General features: G+C 52.2%; 13 protein-coding genes. 5 read left to right on the top strand and 8 right to left on the bottom strand.

All coding sequences use genetic code 11. The features are described 5' to 3' along the window. Nucleotides 1-61: 61 nt before the first annotated feature. The gene (locus QJ036_RS09155; RefSeq protein ID WP_283231090.1) at nucleotides 62-436 is read left to right on the top strand and encodes a metal-dependent transcriptional regulator; all 375 of its coding nucleotides are present in this window, start codon (nucleotides 62-64) and stop codon (nucleotides 434-436) included. 4 nt (nucleotides 437-440) lie between these two features. Here QJ036_RS09155 and QJ036_RS09150 read toward each other — a convergent pair whose 3' ends face one another. The 7 genes from QJ036_RS09150 to QJ036_RS09120 all read right to left on the bottom strand — a co-directional run bounded on the left by QJ036_RS09150 (nucleotide 441) and on the right by QJ036_RS09120 (nucleotide 7,370). Continuing rightward, nucleotides 441-1,613: a phosphopentomutase gene (locus QJ036_RS09150; RefSeq protein ID WP_283231089.1), complete on the bottom strand. Its 1,173-nt coding sequence runs from the start codon at nucleotides 1,611-1,613 to the stop codon at nucleotides 441-443. Nucleotides 1,614-1,668: 55 nt separating this feature from the next. Continuing rightward, nucleotides 1,669-1,890, bottom strand: a complete 222-nt coding sequence (locus QJ036_RS09145; protein ID WP_283231088.1) for a FeoB-associated Cys-rich membrane protein — start codon at nucleotides 1,888-1,890, stop codon at nucleotides 1,669-1,671. Nucleotides 1,891-1,909: 19 nt separating this feature from the next. Beyond that, on the bottom strand, nucleotides 1,910-2,689 hold the full coding sequence (locus QJ036_RS09140) for a ZIP family metal transporter (protein ID WP_283231087.1): 780 nt from the start codon (nucleotides 2,687-2,689) through the stop codon (nucleotides 1,910-1,912). 35 nt (nucleotides 2,690-2,724) lie between these two features. Next, nucleotides 2,725-3,228, bottom strand: a complete 504-nt coding sequence (gene greA / locus QJ036_RS09135) for a transcription elongation factor GreA (protein WP_283231086.1) — start codon at nucleotides 3,226-3,228, stop codon at nucleotides 2,725-2,727. 21 nt (nucleotides 3,229-3,249) lie between these two features. After that, entirely contained in the window at nucleotides 3,250-4,266 is a 1,017-nt protein-coding gene (locus tag QJ036_RS09130; RefSeq protein ID WP_283231085.1) for an alpha-hydroxy-acid oxidizing protein, read from the bottom strand. Nucleotides 4,267-4,433: 167 nt separating this feature from the next. Beyond that, the gene (locus QJ036_RS09125) at nucleotides 4,434-6,164 is read right to left on the bottom strand and encodes a CvpA family protein (protein WP_283231084.1); all 1,731 of its coding nucleotides are present in this window, start codon (nucleotides 6,162-6,164) and stop codon (nucleotides 4,434-4,436) included. 87 nt (nucleotides 6,165-6,251) lie between these two features. Beyond that, on the bottom strand, nucleotides 6,252-7,370 hold the full coding sequence (locus tag QJ036_RS09120; RefSeq protein ID WP_283231083.1) for an Ldh family oxidoreductase: 1,119 nt from the start codon (nucleotides 7,368-7,370) through the stop codon (nucleotides 6,252-6,254). A gap of 307 nt (nucleotides 7,371-7,677) precedes the next feature. On the opposite strand from QJ036_RS09120, the gene QJ036_RS09115 reads away from it, so the two are divergent. Further along, nucleotides 7,678-8,247: a glycerol-3-phosphate responsive antiterminator gene (locus QJ036_RS09115; RefSeq protein WP_283231082.1), complete on the top strand. Its 570-nt coding sequence runs from the start codon at nucleotides 7,678-7,680 to the stop codon at nucleotides 8,245-8,247. Nucleotides 8,248-8,275: 28 nt separating this feature from the next. Next, complete coding sequence (glpK, locus tag QJ036_RS09110) at nucleotides 8,276-9,775, top strand: glycerol kinase GlpK (RefSeq protein WP_283231081.1); 1,500 nt, start codon at nucleotides 8,276-8,278, stop codon at nucleotides 9,773-9,775. A 155-nt stretch (nucleotides 9,776-9,930) separates the two neighbouring features. Here the strand turns inward: glpK and QJ036_RS09105 are convergent, their stop codons facing one another. Further along, on the bottom strand, nucleotides 9,931-10,353 hold the full coding sequence (locus QJ036_RS09105) for a hypothetical protein (RefSeq protein WP_283231080.1): 423 nt from the start codon (nucleotides 10,351-10,353) through the stop codon (nucleotides 9,931-9,933). Between the two features lie 237 nt (nucleotides 10,354-10,590). Between QJ036_RS09105 and QJ036_RS09100 the strand changes: the two genes are divergently transcribed. Further along, nucleotides 10,591-11,058, top strand: a complete 468-nt coding sequence (locus QJ036_RS09100; RefSeq protein WP_283231079.1) for a DUF6323 family protein — start codon at nucleotides 10,591-10,593, stop codon at nucleotides 11,056-11,058. After that, nucleotides 11,042-11,395, top strand: a complete 354-nt coding sequence (locus QJ036_RS09095; RefSeq protein WP_283231078.1) for a DUF6179 domain-containing protein — start codon at nucleotides 11,042-11,044, stop codon at nucleotides 11,393-11,395. Before QJ036_RS09100 ends, QJ036_RS09095 begins: the two co-directional genes overlap by 17 nt. Nucleotides 11,396-11,491 lie beyond the last annotated feature (96 nt).

Below are 11,491 nucleotides of genomic sequence, written 5' to 3'. Positions count from 1 at the left end.
TTGCATTCTTCCTTCCCCTATGCTATAATGGAAAAAATTATCTTTGAAGTGGGGAAATGCCATGAAGGTTCATGAATCTGCCGAAAACTATCTGGAAACCATTTTGATCCTCAGCCAGAAAAACGGAAATGTCCGTTCCATCGATATTGCAAATCATCTGGAGTTTTCCAAGCCCAGCGTCAGTGTGGCCATGAAAAATCTGCGCAGCCAGGGACACATTCTGGTGGACAAGGACGGCTATATCACATTGACCGAATCCGGCCTGCGGATCGCCGAAACCATTTATGAGCGCCACACCCTCCTCTCCAGCTGGCTCATCCATCTGGGTGTCTCCGAAGAAACTGCCATGGAGGATGCCTGCCGGATGGAGCATGTGATCAGCGCCGAGAGCTTTGCCGCCATCAAACGTCATGTGGCCGGAGGCTCTGCGAAATAATTCATTACCGGAGGATCTCCCCGAGGAAGCTCTCTCCTGCGATCCCGTTTTTCAATCCAAAATAGTCCAGCACAGTCCTTCCGATATCCGCGAAGGACTTTCTTGTGCCGAGATTCGTCCCCGCCTTTATGGGCGGACCGGCCATGATCAACGGCACGTATTCCCTGGAATGATCCGTAGAGGAAGTGGACGGATCACAGCCGTGATCTGCCGTGATCATCAGGATATCTTCCTCCTTCAGAAGTCCGAGAAGCTCCGGCAGCCGCTCATCAAAATACGTCAGCGCCGCCGCATAGCCATCCACATCGTTTCTGTGTCCGTAGAGCATATCGTAATCCACCAGGTTGGTGAAACACAGTCCTTCAAAATCCCGTTTCATATATTCCACAGTCCTGTCTATCCCTTCGCCATTCCCGCCGGTTCTCACAAACTCGCCGATTCCCTTTCCCGCAAAGATATCGTTGATCTTTCCCACGGCCAGCACGCTTTTTTCATTGTTCAAAAGCACATCCAGCATGATGTCCTGCGGCGGCACAAGAGAAAAATCATGGCGGCGGCTTGTGCGGACAAAAGCTCCCGGCTTTCCCTCAAAGGGTCTGGCGATCACCCGGCCCACCGCATATTTCCCTGTGCAGAGCTCCCTCGCCGTTTCGCAGATGCGGTAAAGCTCCTCCACCGGAACGATCTCCTCATGGGCAGCTACCTGGAACACGCTGTCTGCCGATGTGTAGACGATCAGCGCTCCGGTCCTCATATGTTCTTCACCGAAATCCCGAATGGCGTCTGTACCGGAATACGGCTTATTGCAAAGGACTCCCCGTCCCGTCCGTTTCTTAAATTTGTCAAGCAGCTCATCGGGAAAGCCTTCCGGAAAAACAGGCATAGGAGCCTCCGACACAAGACCTGCGATCTCCCAGTGGCCTGTCGTCGTATCCTTTCCTCTGGAAGCCTCCTCCAGACGGCCCACGGCCCCCTCAAAAGCGGAGGTATCCTTTCCATACCATTCTCTCACGCCGTCAATGGCTCCAAGCCCCAGCCGTTCCAGATTGGGCAGAGAATAGTTTCTGCTTCCCGCACAGGCCCGGAGCGTATTGCTACCTGTATCTCCGTAATTCTTCGCATCCGGCATTTCTCCAATGCCCACACTGTCCAGTACGATCAAAAAAACCCGTTTCATAAACAAAAAGTCCCCCTTTCTGTTATCTCCATCATAAACAGAAAGAGGGAAAATTTCAAGGCTCTCTTCTTCCTTTCTCCGGCTCGCCATTCCTGTCCAAAGAGCCGCCTTCCATGCTGCAGAAGCTTCCGGAACAGCCGGGGCAGCTGCCGCCGCAGCCGCAGCTTCTGCCCTTCTTTTTACTCTTCCTCATACTCCGCAGTGCCAGGACCACAAGGACCGCAACCAGGAGAGCAATTAAAATCGTCGCCAGATTCTCATATAAAAGCTCTAACATCACTTTGCACCGCTTTCCGTTATCCCAGTGCCACATCCAGGATCATCATCAGAATAAAGCCTGCCGCGAACCCGGTCGTTGCCAGGTTGGAATGGGCCCCCTCCGATGCCTCCGGTATCAGCTCCTCCACCACCACATACAGCATGGCACCGGCTGCAAAGGCAAGAAGGTAGGGAAGGATCGGAAGAAATACTCCTGCGAGGAGAATCGTGAGCGCCGCTCCCACCGGCTCCACAGCGCCGGAGAGCGTTCCCATAAGAAAAGCCTTTTTTCTGCTGACGCCGCCCTCACTCTTTAAGGGCATGGAAATAATGGCTCCCTCCGGGAAATTCTGAATGGCAATTCCAAGGGCAAGGGTAATCGCCGATGCCGTTGTGATCCCGCTTTCTCCGGAGAGAAGTCCCGCAAGCACCACGCCCACGGCCATTCCTTCCGGCAGATTGTGAAGCGTCACAGCCAGGACCATCATCGTGCTTTTCCGCCAATGGCTCTCCGGGCCTTCCGCCTCTTCACTGTCCAGATGCTGATGAGGAACATGACTGTCAAGAAACAAAAGAAAGCCCATGCCCAGCAAAATCCCGACAGCCGCCGGAAGGAAGGAGAGCTTACCCATTCCCTCTGACAGATTGATCGCGGGGATGATCAGAGACCACACAGAGGCGGCCACCATTACTCCCGAAGCAAAGCCCAGAAGAATCTTTTGAATTGCCGGATGCAGCCTGTCTTTCAGGAAAAACACACAGGCCGCTCCCAATGTCGTACCGATAAAAGGAATCATGATTCCGAGAAAAATATCCATATCCACCCTTTCCAAAGCCTGATCATGTAAGAAGATCAGAAGCTTCTCAGCCTATCGCTGCCGTCATCCACCGTATTTTCAATGGCACGGATCACCACGTCATATCCGTAGCCGTCGTTGACCTTCACATGGACCGTGTCGCCCACCTTGTGTCCCAGGATCGCCTGACCGATGGGGGACTCGGTACTGATATAGTTTTTAAGAGAATTGCCGCGGACAGAGGTCACCAGCTTGTAGGTCTCCTCCTCATCATCCTCCTCAAAATAGAGCCTCACCGTATTGTTTAACCCCACTTCATCCTCTTTGGATTCCTCGGATACCACCTCGGAGGTTTTTAACATCCGCTCCAGATATCGGATCCGGCTCTCATTCTGATTCTTGTCTTTTTTGGCCGCATGGTATTCAAAATTCTCACTCAGATCCCCATGGGCCCTGGCCTCCTTGACCGCCTCCAGCGCCTGCTTGCGCACCACCAGCTTCCGGTATTCGATTTCTTCCTCGATTCGTTTTACATCCTTCTCTGTCAACTGATTCCTCATGAAAACGCCTTTTCAACCTTTCTAACGCACCATATCCCTGGTAATGTCCTTCAGGGTGGCTGCGCCGCACATGGACATGGTGTCAGCCAGCTCTGCCCCGATTTTTTCCACATATGCTGCTACGCCTTCCGCACCGCCGCCATATACCGCCGATACGAAGGGTCTTGCGATGATGACTGCATCTGCGCCCAGGGCCAGAGCCTTAAATACATCAACACCGGAACGGATGCCGCCGTCCACCAGGATCTTCATGGAGCCGTCCACAGCCTTCACGATCTCCTCCAGCACCTCCGCCGTGGCCGGGCACTGATCCAGCACACGACCGCCGTGATTGGAAACAACAATGGCGGATGCCCCTGCTTCCTTTGCCTTCAGTGCACCCCTGACCGTCATGACTCCCTTGACAATGAACGGAACCTCACCGCAGGAATCCACAATGGCTTTCAGTTCCGGAACTGACTTGCGGCCTGCAGGCGGCGTCATATTCTTCAGGAAGGGAAGACCTGCCGCATCCACATCCATGGCCACCGCAAACGCTCCTGCCTCCTTCACCATAGCCATCTTCTCCTGAACGGTTTCCAGGTTCCAGGGCTTCACCGTAGGAACGCCAAGGCCTCCCGCCTTCTTTACCGCCTCCGTGGCCCCCTTCATCACCGCCGGATTCGTTCCGTCACCGGTAAAGGCGGCAATACCGGCCTCGGCACAGGCTGAGACAAGCACGTCATTGTAGCTCTCATCGTTGTATTTCTCTCCGTAATGAAGATTTACAGCACCCACCGGGCCTGCAAAGAACGGATATTTAAACTCCTTGCCGAACAGGGAAAGGCTGGTATCCACCGGCTCGTTGGCACAGAGCGTATCCATATTGACGCGGATCTCCTGCCACTTGTCATAATTGCGGATGGCCGTATCGCCGACTCCCTTGGCACCCGGCCCGGGAACCTGATTTTTGCAGGCTTTTCCGTTGCATACGGGACAGGCCTTGCAGAACTTTCCGATACAGGTGCGTGCATTTTCCAAAACTTCCTGATATGTCATAATGATCCTCCACTGACAAAGGGGACTGCTTCCCCTGAATTTTCCTCCATTATAACACAGATTTTTATTTTTTCCTCCTCTTTTTTGCCCAAACAAAGGAGCGCTGCTCCTGACCCGAAATCCTTCTGATGTCAGGTCATTGTGCAGCACCCCACATTCTCATTCCATTATTTCTTTATTTCAAGCTCTTCTGCTTCCACAAGTGTTTCTTCTGACTGGACGTAGGAAATGTCCACACGGTCCCCCACATCCAGGATCACAGCCATGGGATATTCCTTGGCACTCACCGTATAATACACCGTTCCCTTTTCCAGACGGAGATAATAAATGGTATTGCCGTCGATATTGGCCGACCGGATCTCTTCGATCTTTCCGGAGGTCTTGAGAAGCTCTACCTCAGGCTCAGTCTCCGGTTCTTCCTCTGCCAGAATCTGATTTTCTATCAGAAGCTCATGATATTTCTGCTGGCAGTCGGAAACCGTATTTCCTGTAGCCACGATCTGATATTGCTGGACATTGACCATGGCATACATTTTTACCAGTCCTGCCGCATCCTTGAGGGCCATAAAATACGTGGGCTGATCCGAAATATTCAGAAGCAGCGGGAAGGTTGCCTTATAGCTGAACTGCTGGACCGCACCCTCTGCTGAGGATGCCGCCGAATACTCCTCGGCTCCGGCACAGGAATAATACCGCGCCTCCTTGGTCCGCTGGTTCACCAGGATAAAGCCGATATTGCCCCGGTCTCCGGTCACGGAAGTGATGCCCGTATACAGCCATACATCATCATCCTGGGCAATATAATTGAAACCGTCCGTGGTCTCGGTGCAGTCCTTCTGACCGAATATGGAGTTCCAGAAGCCGTTGTGGTATCTGCCGTAATAATCATACTGGTTAACGATCAGGTCCGAAGAATACACCCGGTCCACCCAGGAGGGCACATCCCCGATATCATAATACTGGCTTTCTCCGGTAACGGCGTTCACAAGAACAGCCCCGTTAATATCGGCTCCTCCGAAAAGACCGATCCGTTTCGTCAGAACCGATGCGATCCAGTAAGGGGTTCCTTCATCGTCGATCTCAAAATTCACATCGTCAAACATGAGCGTCGGATACTGGAACCGCAGATGACGCAGCAGATTCCTGTTGAAATACTCCGACGGTGAATATTTGATTCCCTCCTCCAGGCGGACAACCTCCACATCCTGACTGCGCATGTCGATACGGATATAAGCCGGAATACCGGTTCCCCGGTTGTTCCACCATTTGAAGAAATCGCTGTAGTTCAGATAATTGACGCGGACAGGATTCCCCTGATAATTGATCTGGGCGGATGCATCATCCACCTCAAACTGGCTGACCAGATCACTCAGCTCACCCAGCTTTCTGTTAGCCAGGTTGTTGGAGGAATTCTCATCCAGAAGAGGGATCTGGCTCCATCCGATCTCCGACACCTCTGCGGCAAAATCCCCGGTGGTCATGGGCATCAGTTCAGAATAAGCCTTCGCGCGGAACACGACCCAGCCGGCAATGGATCCCACCACCATCACAAGAATGGACAGGATCACGATGACAAAGGGCACCGCCAGCTTTTTGCGGGTATATCCCACATACTCCCTCACCGAGCTGGAACGGAAGCCCTGCAAAAGGATCATGCAGACCGAAAATACAATGCACAGGAGGATCACAAAGCTGTAAAGGCCTTCATTGTGAATATTCAGTGCAGGCAGCTTCAGATAGAAATAAATACCGCCGAACACCAGCGTGATCAGAAGGCTGATGAGCACCCGGAACACCGGTCCTCCCTTGGGCGGCTTTGGCTGCCGCACCTTCCGCTCCGGCGCCTGCGCTCCCGGGTTCATCCCCGAAGTATACATTTTAAAATCAAAAATTTTCATGCCGTAACTTTCCTTTCTTTCATCCATCAACTGTCTTTATTATATTGCCCGGCGGCATGAAAAGCAAATAAAGATTGCATAAAGAGCTTATTTTTCGAAGGGGAATGTAAACTGGCTGAGTCCGAATTCATCCCGCAGCTCCATAAACTCCTTCTGAACCGCCTCGGTCATAGGCACTCCCCTGTCCTTTCTGTACTGCCATACCTCATATTCCTTTTCTCCGGCCGTATAAATGCGCTCCTGACCCGGCGCCTTCTCGGAGCCCCGAAGCTCCCTTAAAATATCGCCGCAGGTCTTTTTGAAGGCTTCCGCACCCATGAAAGCCTCCGTATCGATGGCCATGAAAAAGTGACCCAGATGATAGGGATGAAGGGTCCCATCCTCATTTTTCCCGGAGAGAGCCCTAAGGAAAATTCCCGACTGGAGCGCTGCCGAAAGGATCTCTACTACAGTGGCATATCCATAGCCCTTGTAGCCGCCCAGGGTCTCGCCGATACCGCCGAGAGGCGCCAACGCTGCCTTTCCGCCCCGAATATCCTTAAGGATCTGTGCGCTGTCCGTCATGGCGGAGCCATCCCTGCCGATGACCATACCGACCGGCGTATCGTGGCCGATCCGCGCATAATACTCGATCTTTCCGTTCTGGGTAATAGAGGTGGCGCAGTCCAGCATAAAGGGGAAAGGCTCGTCGGTGGGCATTCCGAAGGTAAGAGGATTGGTCCCCAGCATATTCTCCACACCGAAGGTGGGAGCAATGGAGGGTCTTGCATTCGTTCCCGTAATACCGATCATGTCCTCCTTCACCGCCATGGATGCCCAGTAGCCTGCAATGCCGTAGTGGGAAGAATTCCGCACCGCCACCATTCCCATGCCGTACTGATGAGCCTTCTCGATACACATGTCCATGGCCCGTTTTCCGGCCACCATTCCCATGCCGTCATTGGCATCGAGAACAGCCGTCGTGGCCGTCTCCTTTAACACATCGATCTTTGTCACCGGATTTAAGATCCCGGCCTTGATCCGGTCAATGTAAATGGGCTTGAACCGGTTGCAGCCGTGGCTTTCGATCCCCCGCCTGTCGCTTTCCAGGAGCACATCGGAGCACAGCCTTGCATCCTCCGCCGGCACTCCCATCTTTTCAAACACTGCCGTCATAAAATCGTCCACCAGCTTCCACGGCACAAAAGGTCTCGTATCTTTTTCCATAAAACATCCTCCTTCCAAAACAAAAAAAGGCGATGTAAAACAAACACTCTCGTGTTCTACATCGCATCTCATTCACTCACGGATTCTTTTTTCTGTTATTTTTACTATATCACGATTATAATTTTGCGTCAAGTTTTATCCGATAACGAATCCCATCACGCCATTTTTTCATTGCAAATCCCCGGGCCATGTGATACAATTCAGTTAATTAAAAACAGTACGGAGATCCTGAGAGCATAGAAAACAATAGAAATATTGGGGGAGATCTATGCTTTTTTCTTTCTGCCGTGCTTTGAAGGAGGCTGTCATGGACGCAAGCTTGTTTGATCTCATGGAGGAAAATCCCGTCATTGCCGCCGTTAAAGACGAGAAGGGACTTTCCCTGTGCTGTTCCTCCGGGGAGATCCGGGTGGTATTTGTCCTTTTCGGCGATCTGGTCGGAATCGGCGGAATCGTAGACCGGATCAAGGAAGCCGGAAAACTGGCCATGGTCCACGTGGACCTGATCGAAGGACTGGGAAGTCGGGAAATTGCCGTGGATTTCATCAAGACCTACACGAAAGCCGACGGCATCATCTCCACCAGACCCTCCCTGATCAAACGAGGGAAGGAGCTTGGTCTTTACACCACCCTCCGGATCTTCCTTCTGGACTCCATGTCCCTCGGAAATGTGGAACGCCAGCTTGCCTCAGCCAGACCTGACATGCTGGAGATCCTCCCCGGACTGATGCCCAAGATCATCCGAAAGGTCAGCAAAATGACGCGGGTTCCGGTCATTGCCGGAGGGCTGATCTCCGATAAGGAGGATGTGATCGGTGCATTATCGGCGGGAGCCCTGGCCGTTTCCTCCACCAATCCTGTGGTCTGGAACTTATAACGAACTGTAAAGAGAAGGAGATATTTTTATGGCAAAATATGTGATGGCGCTGGACGCGGGAACAACCAGCAACAGATGTATTCTTTTCAATGAAAAAGGAGCCATGTGCAGCGTGGCTCAGAAGGAATTTACCCAGCATTTTCCCAAACCCGGCTGGGTCGAGCACGATGCCGACGAGATCTGGTCCACTCAGCTTGAGGTTGCCTTAAAAGCAATGGAAAACATCGAAGCCACAGCGGCTGACATTGCCGCCATCGGCATCACCAACCAGCGGGAAACCGCCATTGTATGGGACAAGGTGACCGGTGCTCCCATTTACAATGCCATTGTATGGCAGTGCCGCAGGACCTCGGAATACTGCGATACTCTGAAAGCAAAGGGGCTTACGGATATCTACCGGGAAAAGACGGGCCTGGTCATTGATGCTTATTTTTCCGCCACAAAGATCAAATGGATCCTCGATCATGTGAGCGGCGCCAGAGAGCGGGCCGAGCGGGGCGAGCTGCTTTTCGGCACCGTGGAGACCTGGCTCATCTGGAAGCTGACCAAGGGGAAGGTCCATGTGACCGACTATTCCAACGCCTCCCGCACCATGCTCTTCAACATCAAAACCCTTCAGTGGGATGATGAGATCCTGGCAGAGCTTGATATACCGAAAAGCATGCTGCCGGAGGTGAAGCCCTCCAGCTGCATATACGGAGAATGTGATCCCCAGTTCTTCGGCGGTCCCATTCCCATCGGCGGCGCGGCCGGCGACCAGCAGGCAGCCCTCTTCGGTCAGACCTGCTTTGCCCCAGGCGAAGCAAAAAATACATACGGCACCGGCTGTTTCCTTCTGATGAACACCGGCGATACTCCCGTTTACTCCAAAAACGGCCTGGTAACCACCATTGCCTGGGGCCTGGACGGCAAGGTGACCTACGCCCTGGAGGGTTCCATCTTTGTGGCAGGTGCAGCTATCCAATGGCTCCGTGATGAGTTAAAGCTCATCGACTCCACGCCCGACTCGGAATACATGGCAAGAAAGGTGCCGGACACCAACGGCTGCTATCTGGTGCCCGCCTTCACCGGCCTTGGCGCTCCCCACTGGGATCAGTACGCCAGGGGAACCATCGTGGGCCTGACCCGCGGCGTCAACAAATATCATATTATCCGGGCCACCCTGGATTCCCTCTGCTATCAGGTCAACGATGTGCTTCAGGCCATGAAGGCTGATTCCGGCATCGAGCTCAGCACCCTGAAGGTGGATGGAGGCGCCAGCGCCAATAATCTGATCATGCAGACTCAGGCAGATCTGAGCAACGCCCCGGTGAACCGTCCCCAGTGTGTGGAGACCACCGCCATGGGTGCCGCTTATCTGGCCGGTCTGGCTGTAGGCTACTGGTCCGGCATCGATGACATCCGCCAGAACTGGGTCATCGACAGGATCTTTGAACCGGAGATCTCCGAAGAAGAGCGGGCTTCCAGAATCAAAGGCTGGAACAAGGCTGTCAAGTGCGCCTATGGATGGGCAAATGAAAACGAATAGAAGATGATTCAGAACCCCGCGGGATGTTCCATGGAATGTGACACAAGCTTGCCTTTACTGCTCAGCTTGTATGCCGGAAACCCGCGGGGTATTGTACAAGCTTGCGTTTCTTGCTTAGCTTGTATGATAATACCCTCAGGTCATTGTTTCACCCATCACTTCGGCGAGCTGTACTCTTCCAGCACCCCAATCTCCTCCGTCACCTGTCCCCAAATCGGATTGGATACAAGAGTCAATTCCCCGTCATCCCCGTATTTATAAATCTGAAATACGATTTTGATAATGCCGGCTTTTTCGTCCACGCTGTCCTCATTGAAAGCCGCTCGGATCTTATCCCCCTTCTCCAAGCCTCCGGAAGAGATCTCGATCCCAAAGCCTTTCAGAGAAAGATGGATTTCATCCGCGTTTTTCACAGATTCCGGTGCCGCCGCCTCCGGATTATCCACCGGTTTTACGATAATGGTTTCCTCATCCACAGCAATTACCTCCGCATCAAACCATCCGTTTCCTTTCTCCCCACAGCTTTCGAGCATGCCAAGCGCCAGAAACAGCACCAGCAAATACCTCATTTTCTTCATTCCCGTTCCTCCCTTCCCCTTTGGCTTCTCCCTTTTCTCACTTTCAGTCTAACATGGTTTCCGGTTTTCCGACAGGGAATTTTTTCTTAAGAAATTCGGTTGAAATTCGGCCTCCTCCTTTACGTTTTTCCGCCTGGCAGGCGCCGTACATTACCACAAAAGATAAATTTTTTCAAGACTTGCAATACGGCATTTTCAACGGTACAATCATCGAACTACCATACCGGAGGTGATTCTATGGACGATACGTTTATGCTGCTTTTGTCAGAGCAGAGCCAGGTGGATTTACTGAAAAAGACAAATGCCTATGCCGGCCGGTACGGACTGTGTCTCACTGATGCGGACATTCAGGAATTGATAGTCAGACGCAGAGAATGTCTGACTGAACAGCAGAGAGTCGAATTCGGAAATGGGATCCTCGATAAAATCATATTCGCTTTTTGCGATTCGGCCTATATCTATCAGGATAATTATGCGGAGACCATCGCAGAACTGCAGCGGATCTTCTATTTGTACAAGAATGAATCCCTGAATGAATGGACAGACGATGAACTGATCCGGATCATGAGAGATGCCATTGACCGGGAATGTCAGGGCTCACTTGAATATCTGGAAGAAACCCTTCTGGATCAGTTTGCCAGAAATATCCGGGCCAACACCCGAAGGTTTATGGGGAGGTATGAAGAAGATGATGAAATATTCTGATGTCACTGCCCTCTATCCGATGGAGGATCTGATTCCCGTTGTGGCAAAGCTGGCGGAAAAATTTACCGCAAAGGAAAGCAGCTCCGTGACCTATGAACAGGCAAGAAAGCTCATGAAGGCCGTGATCTACTGCATCGCCCATCTGGAAATCGGTGAAACCGCCCTCGCGGCAGCCGGCACCCTCCCGGCCGGGGAAGCATACCGGCTTGGCTATGAGGCCGTCATAGGAAAAACGAGAAATACCCAGGAAAAATATAATAAACTGATGGACTTCTTTGACCATTACGGCAACCGAAACTATCGGGACACAATAGGGGCTGTTGCAAAAGTAGAGTAATAATCTACGGAGCAGCAGCTCCTTTTTTGTACGAAAACAGAAAACGGGCCCCAAAAGGACCCGCATCCGTGGTATAATTAAGTATGTCAAGTACAA

It is taken from the genome of Fusibacillus kribbianus, from assembly GCF_030053595.1.
Taxonomy (GTDB): Bacteria; Bacillota; Clostridia; order Lachnospirales; family Lachnospiraceae; genus Lientehia; species Lientehia kribbiana.
This window is presented reverse-complemented; position numbering and strand designations above follow the sequence as displayed.

Coding starts and splice junctions, on each gene's coding strand:
- QJ036_RS09105 (WP_283231080.1), bottom strand. CDS start 10,353: ATGAAGAAAATGAGGTATTTGCTGGTGCTGTTTCTGGCGCTTGGCATG.
- QJ036_RS09115 (WP_283231082.1), top strand. CDS start 7,678: ATGGACGCAAGCTTGTTTGATCTCATGGAGGAAAATCCCGTCATTGCC.
- QJ036_RS09120 (WP_283231083.1), bottom strand. CDS start 7,370: ATGGAAAAAGATACGAGACCTTTTGTGCCGTGGAAGCTGGTGGACGAT.
- QJ036_RS09100 (WP_283231079.1), top strand. CDS start 10,591: ATGGACGATACGTTTATGCTGCTTTTGTCAGAGCAGAGCCAGGTGGAT.
- QJ036_RS09125 (WP_283231084.1), bottom strand. CDS start 6,164: ATGAAAATTTTTGATTTTAAAATGTATACTTCGGGGATGAACCCGGGA.
- QJ036_RS09140 (WP_283231087.1), bottom strand. CDS start 2,689: ATGGATATTTTTCTCGGAATCATGATTCCTTTTATCGGTACGACATTG.
- QJ036_RS09095 (WP_283231078.1), top strand. CDS start 11,042: ATGATGAAATATTCTGATGTCACTGCCCTCTATCCGATGGAGGATCTG.
- QJ036_RS09145 (WP_283231088.1), bottom strand. CDS start 1,890: ATGTTAGAGCTTTTATATGAGAATCTGGCGACGATTTTAATTGCTCTC.
- QJ036_RS09130 (WP_283231085.1), bottom strand. CDS start 4,266: ATGACATATCAGGAAGTTTTGGAAAATGCACGCACCTGTATCGGAAAG.
- QJ036_RS09150 (WP_283231089.1), bottom strand. CDS start 1,613: ATGAAACGGGTTTTTTTGATCGTACTGGACAGTGTGGGCATTGGAGAA.
- QJ036_RS09155 (WP_283231090.1), top strand. CDS start 62: ATGAAGGTTCATGAATCTGCCGAAAACTATCTGGAAACCATTTTGATC.
- glpK (WP_283231081.1), top strand. CDS start 8,276: ATGGCAAAATATGTGATGGCGCTGGACGCGGGAACAACCAGCAACAGA.
- greA (WP_283231086.1), bottom strand. CDS start 3,228: ATGAGGAATCAGTTGACAGAGAAGGATGTAAAACGAATCGAGGAAGAA.